The 23005-nt window shown below is 63.9% G+C and carries 21 protein-coding genes; 12 read left to right on the top strand and 9 right to left on the bottom strand.

Going from position 1 to position 23005, the window contains the following annotated elements:
- Positions 1-4: 4 nt before the first annotated feature.
- The 6 genes from GTP41_RS08770 to GTP41_RS08795 form a co-directional block, all read right to left on the bottom strand.
- The gene (locus GTP41_RS08770) at positions 5-904 is read right to left on the bottom strand and encodes a L,D-transpeptidase family protein (protein ID WP_161025194.1); all 900 of its coding nucleotides are present in this window, start codon (positions 902-904) and stop codon (positions 5-7) included.
- A gap of 138 nt (positions 905-1042) precedes the next feature.
- A complete protein-coding gene (locus GTP41_RS08775) occupies positions 1043-2701 on the bottom strand; it encodes a DEAD/DEAH box helicase (protein WP_161025195.1) in 1659 nt (552 codons plus the stop codon).
- Positions 2702-3012: 311 nt separating this feature from the next.
- Positions 3013-3198 carry a type II toxin-antitoxin system antitoxin gene (locus GTP41_RS08780; protein WP_161025196.1) on the bottom strand — a complete coding sequence of 62 codons (186 nt, stop codon included), beginning with the start codon at positions 3196-3198 and terminating at the stop codon, positions 3013-3015.
- Positions 3199-3203: 5 nt separating this feature from the next.
- Complete coding sequence (locus GTP41_RS08785) at positions 3204-4064, bottom strand: SPFH domain-containing protein (protein ID WP_161025197.1); 861 nt, start codon at positions 4062-4064, stop codon at positions 3204-3206.
- Between the two features lie 147 nt (positions 4065-4211).
- Complete coding sequence (gene fabI / locus GTP41_RS08790) at positions 4212-5003, bottom strand: enoyl-ACP reductase FabI (RefSeq protein ID WP_161025198.1); 792 nt, start codon at positions 5001-5003, stop codon at positions 4212-4214.
- A 99-nt stretch (positions 5004-5102) separates the two neighbouring features.
- Entirely contained in the window at positions 5103-6410 is a 1308-nt protein-coding gene (locus GTP41_RS08795; RefSeq protein ID WP_161025199.1) for a transglycosylase SLT domain-containing protein, read from the bottom strand.
- A 172-nt stretch (positions 6411-6582) separates the two neighbouring features.
- Between GTP41_RS08795 and GTP41_RS08800 the strand changes: the two genes are divergently transcribed.
- Both GTP41_RS08800 and GTP41_RS08805 read left to right on the top strand, forming a co-directional pair.
- Positions 6583-7143: a DUF1415 domain-containing protein gene (locus GTP41_RS08800; protein ID WP_161025200.1), complete on the top strand. Its 561-nt coding sequence runs from the start codon at positions 6583-6585 to the stop codon at positions 7141-7143.
- Positions 7143-7337, top strand: coding sequence for a DUF1289 domain-containing protein (locus GTP41_RS08805; protein WP_161025201.1), 195 nt, complete (start codon positions 7143-7145; stop codon positions 7335-7337). Before GTP41_RS08800 ends, GTP41_RS08805 begins: the two co-directional genes overlap by 1 nt.
- 121 nt (positions 7338-7458) lie before the next feature.
- On the opposite strand, the gene GTP41_RS08810 is transcribed toward GTP41_RS08805, so the two are convergent.
- A complete protein-coding gene (locus tag GTP41_RS08810; protein ID WP_161025202.1) occupies positions 7459-7974 on the bottom strand; it encodes a DUF1993 domain-containing protein in 516 nt (171 codons plus the stop codon).
- Between the two features lie 90 nt (positions 7975-8064).
- Between GTP41_RS08810 and GTP41_RS08815 the strand changes: the two genes are divergently transcribed.
- The gene (locus tag GTP41_RS08815) at positions 8065-11181 is read left to right on the top strand and encodes an EAL domain-containing protein (protein ID WP_161025203.1); all 3117 of its coding nucleotides are present in this window, start codon (positions 8065-8067) and stop codon (positions 11179-11181) included.
- 10 nt (positions 11182-11191) lie between these two features.
- Positions 11192-13459, top strand: a complete 2268-nt coding sequence (locus GTP41_RS08820; RefSeq protein ID WP_161025204.1) for a xanthine dehydrogenase family protein molybdopterin-binding subunit — start codon at positions 11192-11194, stop codon at positions 13457-13459.
- Here the strand turns inward: GTP41_RS08820 and GTP41_RS08825 are convergent.
- Complete coding sequence (locus tag GTP41_RS08825; RefSeq protein WP_161025205.1) at positions 13451-13867, bottom strand: thioredoxin family protein; 417 nt, start codon at positions 13865-13867, stop codon at positions 13451-13453. The two genes, GTP41_RS08820 and GTP41_RS08825, sit on opposite strands and share 9 nt — an antisense overlap.
- A 40-nt stretch (positions 13868-13907) precedes the next feature.
- On the opposite strand from GTP41_RS08825, the gene tsaB reads away from it, so the two are divergent.
- From tsaB to GTP41_RS08845, 4 genes are read left to right on the top strand one after another with little or no spacing between them, the layout of a single operon-like run.
- Entirely contained in the window at positions 13908-14615 is a 708-nt protein-coding gene (gene tsaB, locus GTP41_RS08830; protein ID WP_161025206.1) for a tRNA (adenosine(37)-N6)-threonylcarbamoyltransferase complex dimerization subunit type 1 TsaB, read from the top strand.
- Positions 14612-15085: a ribosomal protein S18-alanine N-acetyltransferase gene (gene rimI, locus GTP41_RS08835; RefSeq protein WP_161025207.1), complete on the top strand. Its 474-nt coding sequence runs from the start codon at positions 14612-14614 to the stop codon at positions 15083-15085. The genes tsaB and rimI overlap by 4 nt, the downstream gene beginning before the upstream one ends.
- Positions 15082-16299, top strand: a complete 1218-nt coding sequence (locus tag GTP41_RS08840) for a uracil-DNA glycosylase (RefSeq protein ID WP_229502790.1) — start codon at positions 15082-15084, stop codon at positions 16297-16299. The genes rimI and GTP41_RS08840 overlap by 4 nt, the downstream gene beginning before the upstream one ends.
- Complete coding sequence (locus GTP41_RS08845; protein WP_161025208.1) at positions 16283-17275, top strand: DUF1853 family protein; 993 nt, start codon at positions 16283-16285, stop codon at positions 17273-17275. Before GTP41_RS08840 ends, GTP41_RS08845 begins: the two co-directional genes overlap by 17 nt.
- Here GTP41_RS08845 and lplT read toward each other — a convergent pair.
- Positions 17272-18534, bottom strand: a complete 1263-nt coding sequence (lplT, locus tag GTP41_RS08850; protein WP_161025209.1) for a lysophospholipid transporter LplT — start codon at positions 18532-18534, stop codon at positions 17272-17274. The two genes, GTP41_RS08845 and lplT, sit on opposite strands and share 4 nt — an antisense overlap.
- A gap of 128 nt (positions 18535-18662) precedes the next feature.
- On the opposite strand from lplT, the gene alr reads away from it, so the two are divergent.
- From alr to fliD, 4 genes are all read left to right on the top strand, one after another.
- Positions 18663-19751 (top strand): alanine racemase, encoded by a 1089-nt coding sequence (alr, locus tag GTP41_RS08855; protein ID WP_161025210.1) that lies wholly within the window; start codon positions 18663-18665, stop codon positions 19749-19751.
- 2 nt (positions 19752-19753) lie between these two features.
- Positions 19754-21130, top strand: a complete 1377-nt coding sequence (gene radA, locus GTP41_RS08860) for a DNA repair protein RadA (RefSeq protein ID WP_161025211.1) — start codon at positions 19754-19756, stop codon at positions 21128-21130.
- 71 nt (positions 21131-21201) lie between these two features.
- Entirely contained in the window at positions 21202-21522 is a 321-nt protein-coding gene (locus GTP41_RS08865; RefSeq protein ID WP_229502791.1) for a PilZ domain-containing protein, read from the top strand.
- A gap of 9 nt (positions 21523-21531) precedes the next feature.
- Positions 21532-22842, top strand: coding sequence for a flagellar filament capping protein FliD (gene fliD / locus GTP41_RS08870; RefSeq protein WP_161025212.1), 1311 nt, complete (start codon positions 21532-21534; stop codon positions 22840-22842).
- The last annotated feature ends 163 nt before the right edge of the window (positions 22843-23005 follow it).

Below are 23005 nucleotides of genomic sequence, written 5' to 3' on the forward strand. Positions count from 1 at the left end.
TCCTTCACTCTTGCAGCACGACTGGCGTTCCCGGCCCCACCGCATCGGCCACGCGCGCCGCGTCCCAATTGGTAAGCCGGATGCAGCCGTGCGACTGTGTTTTGCCGATCTTGCCCGGCTCCGGGGTGCCGTGGATGCCGTAATGGTCGATCGACAGGTCAATCCACACCACGCCAACCGGATTGTTCGGCCCTGGCGGGATGGTGGCCTTGCTGTCACCCGGCCGCGCATCCCAGAAGAGCTTGGGGTTGTAGTGGAAGGGCGGGTTGCGCGCCACGCCATTCACCTTCCATTGCCCGACCGGCAGCGGATCGTGCTCGCTGCCCGTGGTGGCGGGCATTTGCGCGAGCACGCGCCCGTCCGCATCGAGCAGGGACAAGGTGCCGTCGCTGCGGTCCACCACGATGCTTGCCGCTTTTGGCAAGGCGCGCGCCGCAGCGGTATTCGGCACCATGATTTGTGCGCCCGCCTGTGCGAAATCCTTGCCGGGATTGAGCTTGCGCAGTAGCCCCGGGCTGGCGTGGAAGCGTTCGCCGAGCGCCTCCGCCACGTCGGCGAAACCCAGCGCCTGCAATGTCGCCTTCTCCGCCATATCCTCCGGCACCGGCGCGAAGGGCCCGGCCACATCGGCCTCGCTCACGGTGTAGGCGGCCAGCACCGGCTGGCCATCGTCCAGCGCCGCCAGCGTCGCCTGGTCCGGCTTGCCCGTTTCCGGCAAGCCGCGCGCACGCTGGAAGCCCAGCAAGGCTTGCCGCATATTGCTGCCGGCAGCACCATCGACCTGGCCCGGCGAAAAATTGGTCCGATCCAGCAGCACTTGGGCGCGCACGATGGGGGAGGGCGAATCCGTGGCGGCGTGCGCGCCCGTGCTGGCTAACAGGAAGGCAATCAGGATGGATCTCATGCCCGCAGTGTCGCGCTGAATGGGGCGCCGCTCTGTTCGCTGACGTACAAATGAAAAAGGCCGCCAGGTTACCCCAGGCGGCCTTAGGAGACAGGGTCAGACCCTCCGGGCCTGACTCTGGTTTCCAGGTTTTACGGTTTAACGGTCACCCCAAGGACGACGCGGCGCATCGGCGCGCGGGCCCTTGAAGCCGCCGGCATCGCGATCACGGTTGCGGAAAGTGCTTTCGCCGCGTTCGCGGGAGCCAGCGCCTTCCTTGCGGAAGCCGCCTTCGGCCGGACGCTCGGCGCGGAAGCTGCCCTCAGGGCGGAAACCACCGCCAGCCGGACGCTCGGCACGGAAACCGCCTTCAGCACGGTAGCCGCCTTCGTTGCGATTGCGGAAGCCGCCTTCGTTGCGATCGCCGCCACGGAAGCCGCCTTCGGTACGGAAGCCGCCTTCTTTACGCTCGCCGCCGAAGGAGTTGCCTTCGCTGCGATAGTGGCCGCCTTCCGGACGCGGGTTCGAGAACGAGCGCTGGCCCGGCTTGGCGTTGCGGCCATCGCCTGGTTTCCAGCTTGGACGGCCGGCGGCGCGTGGCGCTGCGGCGCGCTTAGGCTCGTAGCCCTCAACCACTTCCACCGGAATCGGTTGACGGGTCAGGCGCTCGATGCGGCGCACCAGCATGTTTTCCGCGTGGTTCACCAGCGAAACTGCGACACCGTTGCGGCCAGCGCGACCGGTACGGCCAATGCGGTGCACGTAGTCCTCAGGGAACTTAGGCAGGTCGTAGTTGAACACGTGGGTGATGTTCGGCACGTCGATACCGCGTGCAGCGACGTCGGTCGCTACCAGCACCTTCACGTTGCCGCGGCGCAGGCCGTCCAGGGTGCGGTTACGCGCGCCCTGGTGCATGTCGCCGTGCAGCGCAGCGGCGGAGAAGCCGGCGATGTTCAGGCGGTCGGCGATGGTGTCGGCATCGCGCTTGGTGGCGGTGAAGACCACCGCCTGGTCCATGGTTTCGTCGCGCAGCAGGTGGTCCAGCAGGCGGTTCTTGTGCGACAGGTCGTCCACGAAGTGCACGCGCTGCGAGATGTTCTCGTGCTTGGTGGTGGTGCCGTTGATCTTGATGGTCTGCGGATCCTTGGTGATGCGGCGGGCCATGCTGCCTACCACGCCTTCCAGGGTTGCCGAGAACAGCATGGTCTGGCGCGAATCAGGGGTGGCGGCGACGATCTTGTCGATGTCTTCGATGAAGCCCATGTCCAGCATGCGGTCGGCTTCGTCCAGCACCAGGATCTGCAGCTGGGAGAAGTCGATCTTGCCCTGCTCCATATGGTCGATCAGGCGGCCCGGGGTGGCGACCAGGATTTCAGGATTCTTCGCCAGCAGTTGCATCTGCTTCGGGTAAGGCATGCCGCCCAGGATCGCCACCGCGCGGATATGGCGCAGGTTGGAGCAGTACTTGTCGGTATTGGTGGTGACCTGCAGGGCCAGTTCGCGGGTCGGGGTCAGCACCAGCATTTTTGGCTGTGCCGGGCGGAAGCGTGGACGCTCGCCACGGGCGCGCGCCGACTGTGCTTCCTGGGCTGCGGTCTTGCCGGCTGGACCGGACGCGCCGGCTTCCGCCAGGCGATGCAGTGAAGGCAGCATGAAGGCTGCGGTCTTGCCGGAGCCAGTTTGCGAGGAAACCAACAGGTCCTGGCCAGCCATCGCCGCAGGCAATGCCTGCTCCTGGACCGGGGTCGGCTTCGTGTAGCCGGAGGCGGTCAGTGCGTTGAGGAGGGACGTGTTGAGACCAAGTGCTTCAAAAGTCATGTATATCTTTCGTAAAAAGCGAAAAAAAGCTACGCTAAACCAAAACGAAACGACTCTATTTTGTATAGAAATTTCGGCACAAAAGCTTTGCGCCGGGACGGTGTCATTGGACTACGACACGCAAGGCGGGGGGGCTTTTTAAAGCGGCATCCAGTGTTTGGGGATGCGGCGGTAGGTTCGCGAAGCTGCTGTTTGTGTTTTTATTACAGCTGCGTTAAGTGTGTTGCAGCGCACAAGAAGTGAATTATACATGAATTCGCCGCTCGGCGGTAGATTTATGCTGGCGTTTGCGGCAGAGCAATATTGTAGCGTTAGTCGTCCGGCGGCGCTTCGCGCGACGCCTTCACTTTGATGCCCCGGCGCGCCAGTGACTCGCGCAGCAGGAACTCGATTTCCGCGTTCACGCTGCGCAAGTCCTGGGCGGCCAGGCGCTGCAATTCCTCCCACAGGGCGGGATCGATACGCAGCGGGAAGGCTTTTTTGCCGGGGCTGGCCATGGTGCTTAGTTATATAGGGTGCCGGTGTTGACGATGGGCTGGGTCTCTTTGTCCGAACACAGCACCACCAGCAGGTTGCTGACCATGGCGGCTTTGCGTTCCGTATCCAGCTCGACGATTTCGCGTTCAGCCAGGCTTTGCAGCGCTGCCTCCACCATGCTCACCGCGCCGTGCACGATGCGGGTGCGGGCACTGACGATCGCTTCCGCCTGCTGCCGGCGCAGCATGACTTGGGCGATTTCGGGCGCGTAAGCCAGGTGGGTTAATTTGGCATCGATCGTCTCCACGCCGGCGGCGCGGAAGCGTTCCTGCAATTCGGTCTTGAGCGCCTGCGACACTTCATCCATCCCGGAGCGCAGCGTCAATTCTCCCTGCGCCAGGTCCTCGCCGTCATCGTAGGCATAGCGCGAGGCCAGGTGGCGGATGGCCGCTTCCGCCTGCACCGCCACGTAACGCTCAAAATCATCGACATCGAAGATCGCCTGCGCCGTATCCTGCACGCGCCACACAATCGCCGCCGAAATCTCGACCGGATTACCGCGCTTGTCGTTCACCTTCAAGGTTGGCGCATTCAGGTTGCGCGCGCGCAGTGACAGGCGCTGCTTGCGGTAGAGAGGGAAGGCCCAGCGCAGGCCCTCGCTGCGGTCGGTGCCGATGTATTGGCCAAACAAGGTGAGCAGGGCGCTTTCATTCGGCTGCAGCATATAGAGCCCGGGCGCCAGGAATATCGCCAGCAGCACACAAAGTCCAGCCAGCAATGGCTGGAATGCGCGCGCCATCAGGAACGCGAGGATCGCCAGCATAACCACCACGGTCAATACCAGATATCCACTGTAAGACGAGAACGGCTTTTCGTTACGGGTCATGATCAATCCCAAGAGGTTAAATCAAAGTGATATCACTTTAGTCTCACCTTGCTGAGTTGTCAAATTAAAAAAATTCGGGGTCAGGTCTGACAATCGGACATTTTGTCCGATTGTCAGACCTGACCCCGAATTTTGACCTTGAGTTTTTTACTCGTAGTCGCTGGAGTTCAGGCCCATGACGTGCGAGAAGCCGCCGTCGACGTACATGATGTCGCCGGTGATGCCGGAGGACAGGTCGGACAGCAGGAAGGCGGCGGCGTTGCCGACTTCTTCAATGGTCACGTTGCGGCGCAGCGGGGCGTGGCCGGCGGCGAAGCCGAGCAGCTTGCTGAAGTCTTTGATGCCGGAGGCTGCCAGGGTCTTGATCGGGCCGGCGGAAATGCCGTTGGAACGGATGCCGTGCTGGCCCAGGTTCTCGGCCAGGTAACGCACGGACGCTTCCAGCGATGCCTTGGCCAGGCCCATGGTGTTGTAGTAAGGGATCGCGCGCACCGCGCCCAGGTAGGACAGGGTCAGCACGGAGGAGCCTGGCTTCAGCAGCGGCAGGGCGGCTTTCACCATGGCCGGGAAGCTGTAAGCGGAAATGTCGTGGGCGATGCGGAAGTTTTCACGCGACAGGCCGTCCAGGAATTCGCCGGCAATCGCTTCGCGCGGGGCGAAGCCGATGGCGTGTACGAAACCGTCCAGGCTGTCCCAGCTCTTGGCCAGGTCGGTGAACAGGTTGGCGATCTGCTCGTCGCTGGAGACGTCGCAGTCGAAGACCAGATTGCTGCCGAATTCGGCGGCGAATTCAGTGATGCGGTCTTTGAAGCGCTCGCCAACGTAGGTGAAAGCCAGTTCGGCGCCTTCGCGGTGGGCTGCTTTGGCAATGCCGTAGGCGATGGAACGGTTGGACAGGACGCCAGTAATCAGGATTTTTTTGCCTTGCAAGAAAGCCATATCTACTCCAATGGGGTTATACCGCAAGAACGGGATTGTAAACGCGCTGCCGCCACCCCTGCAAGTTTGGCAAGAGGGCGGCGGGCTGGTACAGCCGTTTTAGTTGTTGCGGCGGGACTTGGTTTTGCCAGCCGCGTCACGCTTGATGCGTGGCTTGACCAGGCTGACTGCCGGCTTGGACTCGCTGCGGGAGGAGGAAGCCTGGCGGTAATTGCTGCGTTTTGGACCGGCGCGCTCGGCTTCAACTGCCAGGGCGGCGTTCTCAATCGCTTCGACTGAAATGTCCGGGCCGTTGGCGGAAATCCTCGGCACCAGAATGGTGGAGCCGGCTTTCAGCACCGATTTGTTCGGGATATTGTTGGCCTGGCGGATGGCGTCCGGCGTGGTGCCGAACCTGCGGGCCAGGGAGGCGATGCTTTCGCGGGCGCTGCTGATCTTGTGCGTGGTCCAGCTCGACAGGGCGTTGGTCCAGGAGGCCAGGTTGGTGGTGAACTTTTCCGCGTTTTCGGTTGGCAGCAGGATCTTGGTCTGTTCGCCGCCGGTAATCACCGGCTTTTTGAATTGCGGGTTCAGGGCCTTGAACTCATCCACCGAGATCTCGGCCAGTTTGGCGGCCAGGGCCAGGTCGATGTCGCGCGTCTTGGCGATCGCGGTGAAATAGGGCTCGTTGTCGATCACCGGCAGGTTCACGCTATACTGCGCCGGATGGGCGACGATGTTCTTCACCGCCTGCAGCTTGGGCACGTAGTTGCGGGTCTCGGCCGGCATGTGCTCGGCCAGGCTTTCGAAATCGGTTGGCTTGCCGGCAGCCTGGTTGCGCTTGATGGCTTTCTGCACATTGCCTTCGCCCCAGTTGTAGGCGGCCAGGGCCAGGTGCCAGTCGCCGAACATGGTGTACAGGCGCTGCAGGTAGCTGAGGGCGGCGTCGGTCGAGGCCAGCACGGAGCGGCGGTCGTCCTTGAAGGCGTTCTGCTTCAGGTCGTAATCACGCCCGGTGCCCGGCACGAACTGCCACAGGCCGGCCGCGTTGGCGGTGGACAGGGCTTGCGGGTTGAAGGCGGATTCGATGAAGGGCAGCAGGGCCAGCTCGGTCGGCATATTGCGCTTTTCCAGCTCTTCCACCACGTGGAACAGGTAGAGCGAGGCGCGGCCGACGGTGCGGTTGATGTAATCCTGGCGGTCGGCATACCACTTGACGTGCTTGCTGACCAGGGCGTTGTTTACATCGGGAATGGCGTAGCCGGAGCGGATGCGGCCCCAGACATCGGTTTCTTTGTATTCTTCGACGGCAGGCACTTGAAGCACCACGGATTTCGCGGCTTCGGTCGCTGCCAGGGAGGAGGCGGTCGGGATCGCAGCGCATAGCGCCAGGGCGGTCAGGACGGCAATTTTCAGTCTATCTTGCATGGTGTTTCGCTGTTGTCGTCAAGAAACAATGGACGGACTATCTAAGGCCGGAGTGTAGGGTCGAAACCCTGCAGAGTCAAGAAGAAATTCGCTATGTGCCTGATTTTCTTGGATAATTATGTCGAACTGGCTATATAATTGGTGCCTTGGATAACGATTTTGGATGTAATAAATGAGCAACACCCGTGTGGATTATGAAGAGGTTATCGCTGACACCGAGCAGTGGCTGGAGAAGGCGGTCATCGGCCTGAACCTGTGCCCGTTTGCCAAAGCGGTGCATGTGAAGAAGCAGGTGCGGTATGTGGTGTCGGAGGCGGCGACGCCGGAGGAGCTGCTGGAGGACTTGATCAAGGAGCTGGAGTTCCTGGCGGCGGAAGACCCGGACCTGGTGGATACCGCTTTGCTGATCCATCCGCTGGTGCTGCAGGATTTTGAGGATTACAACGAGTTCCTGGACGTGGCCGACGCGGCGCTGGAGGAGTTGATGCTGGACGGGGAGCTGCAGGTGGCGAGCTTCCATCCGCAGTACCAGTTTGCGGATACGGACCGGAACGATATTTCAAACTACACCAATCGTTCGCCTTATCCGACCTTGCATCTGCTGCGCGAGGCGTCGATCGACCGTGCGGTGGAGGCCTTCCCGGAGGCCGAGGATATCTTTGAGAAGAATATCGAGACCATGCAGAAGCTCGGCCACGAGGGCTGGGATAAGCTGGGCTTGAAGGTCAAGTGATGGCGGACCAGAAGTTGCCGGAGCGGCCGGATACGCCTTGCGTGGCGGTGTGCTCCACTACCTTTGATGAGATTTGCCGGGGCTGTGGGCGCACTTATATCGAGGTCGCGCACTGGGTGGCCATGAGTGCGGAGGAGAAGGAGCGGGTGTGGGAGCGGATTCTGGCGCAGGGGTATCCGCGGCGAAATTCCTGAAACCCGGTAAGGCGGGGTCAGGCACGAGTGCCTGACCCCTGCGATGCAGCGGTCCCGGACTTGGTTATGGGGCATGGCTTTCGCCAAAAATCAACTGCCTCCACCCGAAATCCGGACCGGGTTACTCAGCCTTCCACGACCCGATATAGTCCTTCTTCCCAACTTCCAGCCCGTTATGGCGCAAGATGTTGTAAGCCGTCGTGGCATGGAAATAGAAGTGCGGCAGCGCGTAATGCATCAAATACTCCTGCCCCACCCAATGTTTGGTCTTTTCGCCACTACCGGTGGTGATGGCGCGCTGCGCCGAACCCTCAATCGCCTCGCGCGGCAGGGAATCCAGGAACGTCAGCGTACGCTGGATGCGCAGCTTCAGTTCACCAATGGTCTTTTCAGTATCTTCAAACGCCGGCACATCCGCGCCGGCCAGGCGGGCGCCCGCGCCTTTGGCGAAATCGGCCGCGATCTGGATCTGGCGGGTAAATGGCAGCATGTCCGGGAACAGGCGGAACTGCAACAGCGCATTCGGGTCGAGCTTCTTTTCCTCGATATGAGCCTCGGCTTTGTCCAGGATGGACAGCAGGCTGCCCAGGATCTGGCGGAACGCCGGGATCGACGCGGAATACATAGAAAACGACATAGGGGAACTCCTCCTGATATAGAGTGGCGATCATACCAAGTTACGTGCATAATTGCTGCTGGATAATCTTTTCCACCAGAACCCGCTTGCATGGCTCGGAATTTTTATAACAAATTAAGGTCCCGCCTGAGCGCACTGTATGGCTTGTCCATCTACGGTGCCTTGTTACTGGTGGTATTCGGCGGCCTGGTGATTCCGGCGATTATCGGCAGCTACCTGCTGATCGGGGTCCATGAGCAAAAGTCGGCGCAGACCGCGCTGAACGAATCCCTGCAACGCAATGCCGACATCCTTGCCCTCGGCATGCAGGAATCCCTGTGGAATATGAATGCGGAATCGGCCCACTCGCTGGTCGAATCCGTGATGCGCGACCGCTCGGTGCTGCAAGTGCAGGTGACCGGCCAGGCCGATACCCAGTTCATGCACGTTGAGGCGCCCAAGCGCGCCATCGGTAATGTGGTGCGCGCCGAGCGCGAGATCCTGGTGCGCGGCGAGAAGATCGGCAAGATCATGGTGGAGATGGACGACGCGCGCTCGCAGCAGGAGCTGCGCGAGAAACAGCTGTCCTATGTGTTCGTGCTGGCGGCCCAGCTCACCGTGTCGCTGCTGCTGATTGTATTGTTCCTGAACCAGCGCCTGCTGAAGCCCTTGCGCAAACTGATGCGCTTCTCCGACCGCCTGTCGCACGGCGATTTCGAAACGCGCATGGAATTGAGCGGCAGCGATGAGTTGGGGCGCCTGGCCGGACAACTGGACCAGATGCGGGTGGCGATCAAACACCTGTTCGAGGACATCGCCCAGCGCGAGGAGCGCTTCCGCACCATCGTGACCCAGGTGCCGGGCGCGGTATTCCGTTTCCGTCCGGACGGGCCGATTGATTTCGTGTCGGATGCGATTGAAGACATTTCCGGCTATTCGGCCGCGCAATTCATGCGCAGCACCACGCACGCCTGGGCCAACCTGATTTGCCCGGAAGACCGCAAACGCCAGCGCCGCGCGGTGGTGCAGGCGATCCAGGACGGCAAGCCTTACGAAATCGAATACCGCATCATCGACTCCACCGGCACCGAGCGCTGGGTGGCCGAGAACGGCCAGCCGCAGCCGGTGGAAACCGGCGGCGCGCCGTGGGTGGATGGCATCATTTCCGATATCAGCCAGCGCAAGCACAATGAAATGCGCATCGAAGGCCTGCTGGCCGAGCAGAGCGCAATCCTGGACAACGTGATGTTCGGCGTGATGTTCGTGCGCCACCGCAGCATCGTCTCGGTTAACCGCCGCTGCGAGGATTTGTTCGGCTATGAACCGGGCCAGATGATCGGCGCCTCCACCGCCATTGTCTTCCCGACCGCGTTTGACTTCGAGTCCGCCGGCGCGCGCCAGTATCCGTCGCTGCAAAGCGGCGAGTATTTCAGCGAGGAGCGCCATTACCGCCGCAAGGACGGTTCGCTGTTCTGGTGCATGGTGTCCGGTTGCGCCATCGACCAGAACCGCCCGAACGAAGGCTCGATCTGGGTGTATGCGGACATCACCGCGCGCAAGGAGGCGGAGGAAAAACTGCGCCTGTCGGCCACCGTGCTGGAACACATTGCGGACGGCGTGATGGTGATCGACGACAAGGGCGTGATCGTGGCCGTCAACCCGGCCTTCACCCAGATCACCGGCTACACCGAGGCCGAGTCGCTGGGCCGCGACCGTGGCCTGACGCGTTCCGGCCGCCACGACGAACAATTCCACGCCGCGCTGTGGAAGGAGCTGGTGGAACACGGCTACTGGCGCGGTGAAATCTGGAGCGAACGCAAGAGCGGCGAGTTGTACCTGGAGTGGCTGACCCTGACCGCCGTGCGCGATACGCGCGGCCTGACCACGCACTATGTGGGCGTGTTCAGCGACATCACCCTGGTCAAGGAGTCGCAGGAAAAGCTGGACCACCTGGCCCACCACGACCCGCTCACGCAGCTGCCGAACCGCTTGCTGTTCCACGACCGCCTGCAGCACGCCATCCAGCGCTCGGTGCGCGGCAACGAGCAGCTGGCGCTGCTGTTCATCGACCTGGACCGCTTTAAGAACGTCAACGACACGCTGGGCCACCACATCGGCGACGAGCTGCTGAAACAGGTGGCGCACGCGCTGTCGGACAAGCTGCGCGAAGGCGATACCCTGGCGCGCCTGGGGGGCGACGAATTCATCGTCCTGCTGGAGGATGTGGAAGGCCAGTACGGCGCCGGCCAGGTGGCCGAAAAGCTGGTGGCCATGTTCGAGCATCCGTTCATGGTGGCGGGCCACGAGCTGTTCGTGACCTGTTCGGTCGGCATCTCGGTGTTCCCGACCGATGCCAGCGACCTGAATATGCTGATCCGCAATGCCGACGTGGCCATGTACCAGGCCAAGGCGCGCGGCCGCAACGGCTACCGCTTCTACCAGCCATCCATGACGGGCGAGGGCGTCGAGCGCCTGCGCCTGGAGACCTACCTGCGCCGCTCGATCGAGAAGGAGGAGGTCTTCCTCAACTTCCAGCCGCAGGTGGAAATCGATACCGGCAAGCTGCTGGGCGTGGAGGCGCTGGTGCGCTGGAACCATCCCGAGCTGGGCCTGGTGCCGCCGAATCGCTTCATCCCGCTGGCGGAGGATACGGGTTTCATCAACCAGCTGGGCCAGTGGGTGCTGGTCGAGGCTTGCCGCCAGATGGTGCGCTGGCAGGAAGCGGGCCTGGTGGTGCCCAAGATCGCGGTCAACCTGTCGGCCAAACAGTTCGAACGCGGCAGCATGGTCGGCACCGTGGCCGAGATCCTGCGCGAGACCGGCCTGGAGCCGCACCGCCTGCAGCTGGAGGTGACCGAATCGGTCATTATGAACACGGGCGATGCGCTGGCCTTCATCAACGACTTGCACGCGGTGGGCGTGTCGCTGGCGATCGACGATTTCGGCACCGGCTACTCCTCGCTGGCCTACCTGAAGCAGATGCCGGTGCAAACCCTGAAGATCGACCGCTCCTTCATCAAGGACATTTCGACCGACGTCAACGACGAGGCCATCGCCATCGCCATTATCCAGCTGGGCCGCAGCATGAACCTGTCCGTCATCGCGGAAGGCGTGGAGACGGAGCAGCAGGCGGCCTTCCTGCTGCGCCATGGCTGCAACCAGGCGCAGGGTTTTTACTACAGCCGCCCGGTGATGCCGGACGACCTGCTGCAGCGCTGGCTGCCATAACGAGAACAATATGCTGCAACCGAAGAAACTTACCCGCCGCCGCTTTTTGCTGAGCGGTGTTGCCGTTGCCGGCGCCATGGTGGTCGGCTGGGGCGTGATGCCGCCGCGCCAGCGTTTGCGCGGCAGGGAGCCGCTGCCCGTGGAAAATGGCGCGGTGCCGCTGAATGGCTGGATCGCCATCGCGCCGGACGGCAGCGTGCAGCTGGCCATGCCGCGCGCGGAAATGGGGCAGGGCGTGCATACCGCGCTGGCCATGCTGGTGGCGGAGGAACTCGATGTGGCGCTGGATGCGATCAAATTGATCCAGGCGCCGGTCGACAAGATCTACAGCAACCTGGCCGTCATGCACGACAACTGGCATTTCCACCCGGACGATATGGGCCAGACGCGGCGCGTGGCAACGCGTATGCTGGAGAAAGTCGGGCGCGAGCTGGGCATCATCATCACCGGCGGTTCGTCCAGCGTGGCCGACGCCTGGGAGCCGATGCGCGAAGCGGGCGCCACGGCGCGTGCCTTGCTGGTGGCGGAAGCGGCGCGCGAATGGAAGGTGCCGCATGCGCAGGTACGCACCGAAAACGGCGTGCTGTATCACGATATCAGCAAGCGCCAGGCCGGCTACGGCACCCTGGCGGCGCGCGCCGCGCTGGGCCAGCCGCATGAAGTCAAACTCAAAGACCCGCACAGCTTCCGCCTGATCGGCCAGCCGCTGCCGAGGCGCGATTCGCGCATCAAGTCCGAGGGCACGGCCAAATACGGCATCGACGCGCGACCGGAAGGCATGGTCTATGCGGCGCTGCGCATGTCGCCCTACGTGGGCGGCACGGTGCAGGGCATCAGTCCGGGCGAAGTGAGCGGCATGCCGGGCGTGCTGGCCGTGATCGATTTCAGCGGCGCCTTACCGAAGAACTCCGGCGCGGGCGCCGGCGTGGCGGTGGTGGCGCGCACCTTCTGGCAGGCGCGCCAGGCGGCAGCCGCCTTGCCGGTGCGCTGGAACGACGGCGGCAACGGCTCCCTGTCGAGCGAGAAGATATATGCCGAGCTGTCGGCGGCGCTGGCCAATGACGACGGCTTTACCTACTACACCGTGGGCGAGATGGAGAAGGCCAAGGATGCCCTGCGCACTATCCGCTCCGAATACCGTGCGCCTTTCCTGGCCCATGCCACCATGGAGCCGGTCAATTGCACGGCCCAGGTCAAGGATGGCAAGGTGCACCTGTGGCTGGGCACCCAGTCCTCCACCTTCGCCGTGCGCGCCGCAGCGCGCGTGGCCGACGTCGGCGAGGACGACGTGATCCTGCACGAGCATTTGCTGGGCGGCGGGTTTGGCCGCCGGCTGGAGGCGGACATGGTGGCGCAAGCCGTCGCCATCGCGCGCGAAACCAAGGGTGCGCCGGTGCAGGTGATCTGGACCCGCGAGGACGATATGACGCACGACGTCTACCGCCCGGCGGCGGTGGCGCGCCTGGAGGCCGGGTTGGATGGCGCCGGCAATATCGTGGCCTGGGATGCGCGTAGCGCGAGCGGCGTGCTGGTGCACCAGTTCATCGAGCGCAACCTGGGCTTGCCGGGCATGGGGCCGGAGAAGCATACCTCCGAAGGCCTGTACGACATGCAGTACGAGATTCCCAACCAGCGCATCAGCCACGTGGCGGTGGACAGCGCGGTGCCGCTGGGGAACTGGCGTGCGGTGGGCCACTCGCACAATGCCTTCTTCAAGGAGAGCTTTGTCGACGAAATGGCCAGCGCGGCCGGCAAAGACCCGGTGGAATTCCGCCGCACCATGCTGATCAACCATCCGCGCCATTTGGCGGTGCTGAATGCGGCGGTGGCCAAAGCGGGCAAGCCGGCGGAGGGGCGCGCGCACGGCGTGGCGCTGCACCAGTCCTTCGGCACCATCGTGGCCCAGGTGGCGGAAGTGTCGGTGCAGGACAAGCAGATCCGCGTGCACCGCGTGGTGTGCGCGATCGACTGCGGCCTGGTGGTCAATCCCAACCTGGTGGCGCAGCAGGTGGAGTCGGGCGTGGTGTTCGGCCTGTCGGCGGCGCTGGACGGCGAGATTACGATCAAGGACGGCAAGGTGGTGCAGACCAACTTCCACGATTTCCCGGTGCCGCGCATGAATGTGGTGCCGCAGGTGGAGACCATCATCACCCTCAGCACGGAGCGCCCGAGCGGCGTCGGCGAACCGCCCACGCCGCCGGTGGCGCCGGCGGTAGCCAATGCGGTGTTTGCGCTGACCGGCCAGCGGCTGCGCAGCCTGCCGTTGAAATTAGCCTAGCAGCGCGCGCAGGTTGCACTCCTGCTGCCATTGGCGGCGTTCGGGGGTGGATGCGGCCTGGCGCGCCAGTTCCTCGTCGCTGAGTTCCGCTTGGGCTTCGACCAGGCGGTGCGCCACGTTCGGGTCCGGCAGCATGGTGCCGAAGAAGGCCACGTGGTCGTGGCGCTGGATCAGCAGGGTAGGGAAGTTCTCGACATCGAGGTCGCCCACCAGGTCGGCGTGGTCCTCGATATCGACCCACAGGAAATATTTGTCCGGGTGGCGGCTCGCCAGTTCCTCGAAAGCCGCGCGGTAGGAAGCGCAGGTGCCGCACCAGGCGGCGCACAGGCAGGCCACGACCAGACGGTCTTGCGCCAGCGCGGCGGCCACTTCGGCGCGGTTGTCGGCATGTAGGGTAGTGCTGTGCATGGGGTGCTATTGTACATGCCCACAGGTTAAAATACCGGCCATGGCTACCATTCTTGCAATCGAAACATCCTCTGAAATGGCTTCCTGCGCCTTGCTGCGCGGGGAGCGCGTGTATTTCCGCGAATCGTCCGGCGTACGCACCCACTCCCAGGCCGTGCTGCCCATGATCCAGGAATTGCTGGAGGAGGCGGGCATCGTCCTGCGTGATTGCGACGCCATCGCCTACGGCGCCGGCCCCGGTTCCTTCACCGGCGTGCGCACCGCCTGCGGCATTGCGCAGGGCCTGGGCTTTGGCGCCGGCTTGCCGCTGCTGCCGATCGTAACGCTGGACGCCATGGCGTTGGCGCACCTGGCGCGCCACGGCGACGCCGCGCCGGCGCAAGTGCTGGCCGTGCTTGACGCGCGCATGAACGAGGTCTACTGGGCGCAGTACCGCTTCGACGGCGGCCTGCCGGTCGCGGTGCTGCCGGCTGCGCTGTCGGCCCCGGCCGGGGTGGCGCCTTCCGGCCCGGTACGCGCCTGCGGCAACGGTTTCCCGGCGTATGCCGAGGCCTTTGCCGGCAAGGCTTTTGCCGAGGGCGCGGATGCCGCCATCATGCCGCACGCGGTGCAGGTGGCCCAGCTGGGCCGCGCCGCGTTTGCCGCCGGCCACGCCGTGCCGGCCGCGCAGGCGCAGCCGCTTTACCTGCGCAACAAGGTCGCCTACACCAAGGCCGAACGAGCAGAGATGAAGGCGTCGCAGGCATGAAGCAACCGGTATGGGATCTGGCCCGGCTGATTTACGAGCCAATGCAGGATAGTGACCTGGACGAGGTGGTGGCGGTGGAGCAGGCGGTGTATCCGTACCCCTGGAGCCGCGCCAACTTCGTCGATTCCCTGAACCAGGGCTACCACGCCTGGGTGCTGCGCGCGCCGGACCGTGAACTGATGGGCTATTTCCTGGTGATGGCGATTGTCGATGAGGCGCACCTGCTGAATGTCGCCGTGGCGCGGCGTTGGCAGGGCAAGGGACTGGGACGCGTGCTGGTCAACCAGGCCGTCGCCTTGTCGCGCGGGCTGGGCATGGAATCGGTCCTGCTCGAAGTGCGGCCTTCCAACGGCCGCGCGCTGGAGATCTACCAGCGCTATGGTTTCTTGGAGATAGGGCGCCGCAAAGGCTATTATCCCGCTGCTGATTCAACCCGCGAGGACGCTATTGTGATGCGTTTCGGCTTATGACTGATCGTCGCTCTGCTGTGTTTTTGGAGGAAATGGGCGTGGGGCCGCAGTGGCGCCTGCGTAGCCGCGCTTTGATTGCCGCTGATGATGCAGCCGGCATGGATGCTGCCTCGGCCGCCGCCGAATTGAGCGCGGCCACGCCGGCGCCGCCAGCAGCTGTCACCGCCGCCGTACCGCCCGCCGCCGTCCGTGCTGGGATGGCGCCGCCCTCCGCCGCAGCGGCTCACGCCGCGCCGCAGCCGCCGCCTGTCCCGCTGGCGGATGCGCCCGCTGCCTCGGTCGCGCCCGCTGCCGCCCATGCCGAAACGCAGCAGCCACGCGCCGAGGAGCGGAGTGCACCGGCTCCCGCAGCGCCGTCGCGCGTCCCTGGTACGCCAAGCATTGCCTCGACCGGCGAGGACATGTCCTGGTTTGACGACGCGCCAACGCCCGAATTCAAACCGCAGCGCAAGAAAGTGGCGCCCCCCGAGCAGCCCGACGCCGCGCCGCCAGCGCGCCGCGCGCCAGGCGCCGCAGCCGGCCATGGCGCGCCGAGTCCAATGGACCCGCTGCCCGCGCACGGCGACAGCCCGATGGACGAGCCCCCATCCTGGTTCGACGACGACCAACCCGTCGCCGCGCCAGCCGCGGGCCGCCCGGCGCCGCGACCCGGCCAGGCGAGCGACCAGGAAATCGCCGCGATGGACTGGCCCGCCCTGCAAGCCGCCGTGGCAAGCTGCACCCGCTGCGCGCGCTGCGAAACCCGCCAGCAAGCCGTTCCCGGCCGCGGCGACGAGCAGGCGACCTGGATCGCCCTCGACACCGCCCCCGGCCAAACGGAAGACACCGAAGGCTACCCATTCGCCGACGCCGCCGGCCACCTGCTCGACAACATGCTCAAAGCGGTCGGCCAGACTACCGAGAAGGGCGCCTACCTCACCAGCCTGGTGAAATGCCACGCTCCGCACGCGCCGAGCGCCGAAGAACTGCAGGCCTGCCGCCCCTACCTGGAGCGCGAGCTGCAGCTGACGCAAGCCAAAGTGATCGTCGCCTTCGGCCACAGCACCGGCAAGGGCTTGCTGGGCAGCGCCGCGCGTGGCCGCATCATGATGAACGGCAGCGTGCCGGTGGTCGCCACCTACCACCCATCCGACCTGCTGAAGAAACCGGAAGACAAGGCCAAGGCATGGCAGGACCTGTGCCTGGCCAAAGCCGCCCATGCCGGCCGACGCTAACCGCTTCCATGGCAAATGGGGCCACCTCGCGCGGCCCCATGTCCGCGCCCTGGCATGGCTGCTTGACTCGCCCGACCTGCTCGACCCGCACAGCCCGCACTGGCACGGCCGCATCGCCACCCTCGGCCCGGTCGGCCCGGCGGTCGCCAACTGGCTGGCCGACCTGGACGCCGACCCGGCACCGCTGGACGCGGCGCTCGGCAACCGCGTTTACTCCCGTCTTGGCCTGTACGCCGAAAAGCTGATGGCCTTCTACTTCGCCCAGCGAGGCACGCTCGCCGCACACGGCCTGCAAGTGCGCGACGGCAGGAATGGCACCATCGGCGAATTCGACTTCCTTTTGCGGGAAGACGGCGGCGCCAGCTTGCGCCACATTGAATTCGCCACCAAGTTCTACCTGCTCGATGGCGATCCTGACACGGGTAACTACAACCGCCTGGTCGGCCCCAACCTGGCCGATACCCTCGGCCTGAAAATGCGCAAGATCTTCAACGCCCAGCTGCAACTGGCGCAGCACCCCGCCGCGCAGCAGGTCGTCCCGGTGCCGGTCCGCAGCGCGCAAGCCCTGGTGAAAGGCTGGCTGTTCTACCACGCCACCGAAGCCGCGCCGCTGATCGAGGGCATCTCCCCTGGCCACTGTCGCGGCTACTGGCGCACGCTCAGCGAACAAGCCGACGCGCCCGGCGAGCAATTCATCGTGATGCCGCGCCTGCAATGGCTGGCGCCCCTGCGCACGCCGGCCGACCGCAGCGCCGGCACCGATGTGCAAATACCCGCCACCCCGGCGCCAATGGCGCGCGCGGGATTGCTCGATACGCTGCGGGAGAAATTCGCCGCCGATCCCGGCCCCGTGCTGGTGGCGACGGTACGCGAGCAGGGCGGCTGGCTGGAAGAAGTGGAACGCGGCTTTGTGGTGCCGGATGACTGGCGCGCCCGAGCCCAGGCGCGCCGAGGAGAAGGGGCCTTGCCCGCTTAGTGTTTGTGCTCGCCGATCAGGCCGAGCGAATCATGCTTGGCCTGGTTGGCTTTGTGCAGCTGCTGGATGGCGAACATGGAACCGGCCACGAACAAGCCAAACAGCACAATGATGGCGTTGATGCTCAGGTGCAGTTTCACCATCAGCGCATACATCGCCAGCATGGTCAGGATCGACAGGTTCTCATTGAAGTTCTGCACTGCGATCGAATGGCCGGCGCTCATCAGCACGTGGCCGCGATGCTGCAGCAGCGCATTCATCGGCACCACGAAGAAGCCCGCCAGCAGGCCCACCAGGATCAGCAGCGGATAAGCCAGGCGCACGTCGTGCACGAAGATCATCAGCATGACCACGATGCCCATGGCGATACCCAGCGGGATCACTTTCAGCGAGTCGCGCAGGGTGATAAAGCGTGCCGACAGGGCCGCGCCCAGCGCCACACCGACCGCGAAGACAGCGATGGTGCTGGTCGCTTTATCCAGCGTCATACCCAGCTGCTGCTTGGCCCACTCCAGCACAATGAACTGCAAGGTGGCGCCAGCGCCCCAGAACAGGGTAGTGACCGCCAGCGAAATCTGGCCCAGCTTGTCGCGCCACAGGATGCCGCAGCAGTTCGCGAAATCGCTGATCAGGCGCAGCGGATGGCGCTCCTGGTGGTCGTAGCGCGCGCCGGTGTCCGGAATGCGCAGGTTGAACAGGGTCGCCAGCAGGTAGGTGAACATCACCACCATCAGCGCCGTTTCGCTCACCGTGTCGATGCCGGTTTCAATGCCCGGAATGTCAATGCCATTAATGGCCGCCGAAATCGGGCCACCCACCAGCGCGCCGCCCAGGGCGATGCCCAGGATCACGGAGCTCACGGTGAGGCCTTCGATCCAGCCATTGGCGACCACCAGTTTTTCCGGCGGCAGCAATTCCGTCAGGATGCCGTACTTGGCCGGCGAGTACACTGCCGCGCCAAAGCCAACCACCGCATAGGCAGCCAGCGGGTGCACGTGATAGAAGATCAGCGCGCAGCCAAAAATCTTGATCAGGTTGGAAATGAACATCACCCGGCCTTTAGGCAAGGCATCGGCAAAAGCGCCTACGAATGCTGCTAACAGCACGTAAAACAGCACAAAGGTCAGCTTCAGCAAGGGTGTTACCCAGGCCGGAGCTTGCATGGTCACCAGCAGATTGATCGCCACGATCAGCAGAGCATTGTCCGCCAACGAGGAAAAGAACTGCGCGGCCATGATGGTATAAAAACCACGATTCATTCAGGACGCCCGATAATTATCTCGGGAAGCTTTATACCATGGAAAGGTGGCTTTCCAAAGAATTGCGGCCTGCATTAAGTGGGCGCTAAGGTTAAAATGCCGCATTCTATTTTTGCCAGGTTTCCGCCATGCCAAGGCCCATCGTCGCCCAGATCCATCTCGCTGCAATGCAGCATAACCTGGCCCGCGCCAAGGCCTGTGCACCAGGCGCCAAGGCGTGGGGCGTGGTTAAGGCTAACGCGTATGGGCATGGCCTGGAGCGCGGCATGCGCGGCTTTGCCGCCGCCGACGGCCTGGCGCTGATCGAACCGGACAATGCGGTGCGCCTGCGCGAACTGGGTTGGAGCAAGCCAATCCTGTTATTAGAGGGTTGGTTCGACGTAGCCGACTTGCTGGCCATGGCCGAACATGGTATCGAAGGCGCAGTCCATTGCGTCGAACAGCTTGAAATGCTGGAGCGCACCCCGCTGGCGCGCCCCGTCAATGTGCACCTCAAGATGAACACCGGCATGAACCGCCTCGGCTTCAAGCCGACCGAATACGCGGCCGCCCATGCCCGCCTGCGCGCCATTCCGCACGTTGGCACGATCACCCTGATGACCCACTTTGCCAATGCCGACGAACTGCACCATCCGTGCATGCCGCTGGCCGAGCAGGTGCGCCGTTTCAATGAAGGCGCGGCCGGTCTGCCGGGCGCGCGCAGCCTGTGCAACTCGGCCGGCATCCTGCACATGCCGGAGCTGGGCGAGCTGCTGGCGACCGATTGGGTGCGCCCGGGCATTATGCTGTACGGCGGCACGCCGGGCGGCCAGAGCGCGCAGGAGTTCGGCCTGCAGCCGACCATGACCCTGTCCAGCGAGTTGATCGGCGTGCAGGAGATCGGCCCGGGCGACTACGTCGGCTACGGCAGCCGCTTCAAGGCCGAACAGGCCATGCGTATCGGCGTGGTGGCCTGCGGCTACGCAGACGGCTACCCGCGCCACGCGCCGATCGATACCCCGATCCTGGTGGATGGCGTGCGTACCCGCCTGGTAGGCCGCGTTTCGATGGACATGCTGACCGTGGACCTCACCAATGTGCCGAACGCCCGCGTCTGCAGCAAGGTGGTGCTGTGGGGGCAGGGCATGCCGATCGACGAAGTGGCGACGGCAGCCGGTACCATCGGCTATGAGCTGATGTGCGCCCTGGCGCCGCGCGTGCGCGTGGTCGAGGCGTAAGCATGGCCAAGGCAAAGACGAATTACACCTGCAGCGAGTGCGGCGGCACCAGCAGCAAGTGGACCGGCCAGTGTGCATCCTGCCAGCAGTGGAACACCATGGTGGAAACCGTGATCGAAGCTGCCGGCGGCAACCGTTTCTCGCAAGCGCAGCACCAATCGCTGGCGCAGACCGCGCCCGTGCTGTCGCTGCAGGATATCGAAGCGCTGGACGTGCCGCGTTTCGGCACCGGCATCGAGGAGTTCGACCGGGTGCTGGGCGGCGGCCTGGTGGCGGGCGGCGTGGTGCTGATCGGCGGCGACCCCGGCATCGGCAAATCGACCCTGCTGCTGCAAGCGCTGGCCAATATGTCCAAGGTCAAGAGCGTGCTGTATGTCAGCGGCGAGGAATCCGGTGCCCAGATCGCGCTGCGCGCCAAGCGCCTGGCGGTGGATGCCAAGGACCTTAAGCTGCAGGCTGAAATCCAGCTGGAGAAAATCCTCGGCACCCTGGCCGACCTCAAGCCGCAAGTGGCGGTGATCGACTCGATCCAGACTCTGTACTCCGATGCGCTGGCATCGGCGCCCGGCTCGGTGGCCCAGGTGCGCGAATGCGCGGCGCAACTGACCCGGGTCGCCAAGACCAGCGGCACCACCATCATCCTGGTTGGCCACGTGACGAAAGAGGGCGCGCTGGCCGGCCCGCGCGTGCTGGAACACATCGTCGATTGCGTGCTGTACTTCGAGGGCGACAACCACTCCAGCTTCCGCCTGGTACGCGCCATCAAGAACCGCTTTGGCGCAGTGAATGAGCTGGGCGTGTTCGCCATGACGGAGAAGGGCCTGAAAGGCGTCTCCAACCCGTCGGCCCTGTTCCTGTCCTCGCATGAGAACCAGGTGCCCGGTTCCTGCGTGATGGTGACGCAGGAAGGCACGCGCCCCCTGCTGGTGGAAGTGCAGGCCCTGGTCGACACCAGCCACCTGCCCAATGCGCGCCGCCTGTCCGTGGGCCTGGAGCAGAATCGCCTGGCCATGCTGCTGGCCGTTCTGCACCGGCATGCCGGCATTGCCGCTTTCGACCAGGACGTTTTCATCAACGCCGTGGGTGGCGTAAAGATCACGGAACCGGCCGCCGACCTCGCAGTCTTGATGGCGATCAACTCTTCGATGCGTAACAAGGCACTGCCGAACGGATTCGTGGTATTTGGTGAAGTGGGCCTGGCGGGAGAAATCCGGCCCGCGCCGCGCGGCCAGGAGCGCCTGCGCGAAGCGGCCAAGCTGGGCTTCTCGATTGCGATGATTCCGAAGGCGAATGCACCGAAACAAGCGATCGAGGGCATGACCATTATTCCGGTGGAACGCATCGATGATGCCTTTAACCGGCTGAGAGAGCTTCAGTAATATAGCAATTCCCTAAATATTGGCTACAATATCAAGCTCAATATCAACCAGTTCACATAACGGACAAGAAATTGTTAGTAGATTCAAGGCAAGGCGCACGCAAGATCCTGCGTGTACGCGCGATGATTGTGATGGACGGCGGCGCGCCAATTAATGCGCGCACTTTCGACCTGGGCCTGGCGGGCATTTCGCTGACCGCAGGCAATAAAGTCAATGTTGGTGGCACCGGCCAGATCGTGTTCGAGATGCTGGTCGATGGCAAGCCGCAAATCGTCAACACGCGCGGCAAGGTCAACAACTGCATTTTCTCAGGGGATGAGTTCAAGATTGGTTTCACCTTCCTCCCGCTCGATAACGAAGCGGCAGGTGCAATTACCAAATTCATGCGCTAAACTTAACTTATGAACTATGTGAGCGGCTTGCTAAGCAATATGTACGGTTCCTCGCTGGGCCTGGGTAATGCGGGTACGGCCGGCACACCTTCGTCCAGCGTGCTGGCGCGCGTAGAGCAAACCATGGCCGCCCAGCGCGGCGTGGCCGCCAAGCTGAACGCCAACATCAACAGCAGCCAGGCACGCCTGTCTGGGCTGGGCCAGTTGCAGGCCGCGCTGTCGCAGTTCCAGGATGTTGCCGAGCGCCTGGCGGGCACCGGCCTCAGCACCCGGGCCAGCACCTCCAGCACCGGCGTGCTGGGTGTGGCCACCAATGGCAAGGCCGAACCGGGTTCACATACCGTTAAAGTCAGCCAGCTGGCGCAGCAGCAAATCCTCATCAGCCCGGAAGCGCAAACGCCGGACACCCCGCTCGGCACCGGCTCGCCCACCGTGATCCGCATTGGCAGCGGCGACAGCAGCAAGAGCATCACCATCGACAGCCGCAACAACACGCTGCAGGGCATCGCCGAGGCGCTGAAGAACGCCGGCTTCGACGCCAGCCTGGTGCGCTCCAGCACCGGCACCTCGCTGCAATTGCGCAGCGCAAGCGGCGAAGCCTCCGCGCTCAAGATCAGCGTGGCCGGCGACGCCACCGTGCGCCAGCTATTCAACGGCATGGAACAGACCCAGGCCGCGCAGGACGCGCTGCTGACCGTGAATGGCAAAGCCATCCGCAGCGCCGACAACAGCATTGAATCGGCCATTGCGGGCACCACCCTGAACCTGACCGGCAAAGGCGAAACCACCGTCACCATCGCCCGCGACAACGGCCAGATCGCCAAGAACGTCGAGTCCTTCGTAAGCGGCTTCAACGCCTTGCAGGACCGCCTTGGCGCCTTGCAGAAAGGCGCGCTGAAAGGCAACCAGGCCCTGACCCAGGTCAGCGCCCAGCTCGGCGACATGGTGCGCAATGCCGGCAGCAATAAAGAAACGCTGGCCAATGCCGGCATCAGCTTCGACGACAGCGGCCGCATCAAGCTGGACAAGGACAAGCTCACGGCAGCCATCGCCAATGACGCGGAAGGCGTGGCCAAGCTGTTCACCAACGAAGGCCGCGGCCTGGCCGATGCCCTTGGCAAACGCCTGGAAGCGCTCGGCGGCGAACGCAGCGTGGTCTCGCGCGCGATGACGCAAGCCGACCGCGAAGTGGATACCCTGCAAGACCGCAAAGCCAAGATGGCGCAGGCACTGACGCTGCAAGCCCAGGCGCTGGTGCGCATGTATTCGCAGGAAGAGCAGGGCGGCGGCACCTCGTCGCTGCTCGATCTGCTGGCCTGATCATCGCCCCAAAAAACTGAAGGCTCCGGCGGCGCGACCCGAAGGTAACGCAGCGGAGCCTCGCCTCTGCAGAAGCGCTAGCTACTCGTGGTAGCGATCAACCAACTTATGATGTCCCCCGCGATATTCAGCAATGATCTCATACACAATCAAAGCGATCATG

It is taken from the genome of Pseudoduganella guangdongensis (assembly GCF_009857475.1).
In the GTDB taxonomy this organism is placed as follows: Bacteria; Pseudomonadota; Gammaproteobacteria; order Burkholderiales; family Burkholderiaceae_D; genus Rugamonas; species Rugamonas guangdongensis.

Excerpts from the sequence above, each read along its gene's own strand:
- GTP41_RS08770 (WP_161025194.1), bottom strand. The coding sequence starts at position 904 with ATGAGATCCATCCTGATTGCCTTCCTGTTAGCCAGCACGGGCGCGCAC.
- GTP41_RS08775 (WP_161025195.1), bottom strand. The coding sequence starts at position 2,701 with ATGACTTTTGAAGCACTTGGTCTCAACACGTCCCTCCTCAACGCACTG.
- GTP41_RS08780 (WP_161025196.1), bottom strand. The coding sequence starts at position 3,198 with ATGGCCAGCCCCGGCAAAAAAGCCTTCCCGCTGCGTATCGATCCCGCC.
- GTP41_RS08785 (WP_161025197.1), bottom strand. The coding sequence starts at position 4,064 with ATGACCCGTAACGAAAAGCCGTTCTCGTCTTACAGTGGATATCTGGTA.
- fabI (WP_161025198.1), bottom strand. The coding sequence starts at position 5,003 with ATGGCTTTCTTGCAAGGCAAAAAAATCCTGATTACTGGCGTCCTGTCC.
- GTP41_RS08795 (WP_161025199.1), bottom strand. The coding sequence starts at position 6,410 with ATGCAAGATAGACTGAAAATTGCCGTCCTGACCGCCCTGGCGCTATGC.
- GTP41_RS08800 (WP_161025200.1), top strand. The coding sequence starts at position 6,583 with ATGAGCAACACCCGTGTGGATTATGAAGAGGTTATCGCTGACACCGAG.
- GTP41_RS08805 (WP_161025201.1), top strand. The coding sequence starts at position 7,143 with ATGGCGGACCAGAAGTTGCCGGAGCGGCCGGATACGCCTTGCGTGGCG.
- GTP41_RS08810 (WP_161025202.1), bottom strand. The coding sequence starts at position 7,974 with ATGTCGTTTTCTATGTATTCCGCGTCGATCCCGGCGTTCCGCCAGATC.
- GTP41_RS08815 (WP_161025203.1), top strand. The coding sequence starts at position 8,065 with ATGGCTCGGAATTTTTATAACAAATTAAGGTCCCGCCTGAGCGCACTG.
- GTP41_RS08820 (WP_161025204.1), top strand. The coding sequence starts at position 11,192 with ATGCTGCAACCGAAGAAACTTACCCGCCGCCGCTTTTTGCTGAGCGGT.
- GTP41_RS08825 (WP_161025205.1), bottom strand. The coding sequence starts at position 13,867 with ATGCACAGCACTACCCTACATGCCGACAACCGCGCCGAAGTGGCCGCC.
- tsaB (WP_161025206.1), top strand. The coding sequence starts at position 13,908 with ATGGCTACCATTCTTGCAATCGAAACATCCTCTGAAATGGCTTCCTGC.
- rimI (WP_161025207.1), top strand. The coding sequence starts at position 14,612 with ATGAAGCAACCGGTATGGGATCTGGCCCGGCTGATTTACGAGCCAATG.
- GTP41_RS08840 (WP_229502790.1), top strand. The coding sequence starts at position 15,082 with ATGACTGATCGTCGCTCTGCTGTGTTTTTGGAGGAAATGGGCGTGGGG.
- GTP41_RS08845 (WP_161025208.1), top strand. The coding sequence starts at position 16,283 with ATGCCGGCCGACGCTAACCGCTTCCATGGCAAATGGGGCCACCTCGCG.
- lplT (WP_161025209.1), bottom strand. The coding sequence starts at position 18,534 with ATGAATCGTGGTTTTTATACCATCATGGCCGCGCAGTTCTTTTCCTCG.
- alr (WP_161025210.1), top strand. The coding sequence starts at position 18,663 with ATGCCAAGGCCCATCGTCGCCCAGATCCATCTCGCTGCAATGCAGCAT.
- radA (WP_161025211.1), top strand. The coding sequence starts at position 19,754 with ATGGCCAAGGCAAAGACGAATTACACCTGCAGCGAGTGCGGCGGCACC.
- fliD (WP_161025212.1), top strand. The coding sequence starts at position 21,532 with ATGAACTATGTGAGCGGCTTGCTAAGCAATATGTACGGTTCCTCGCTG.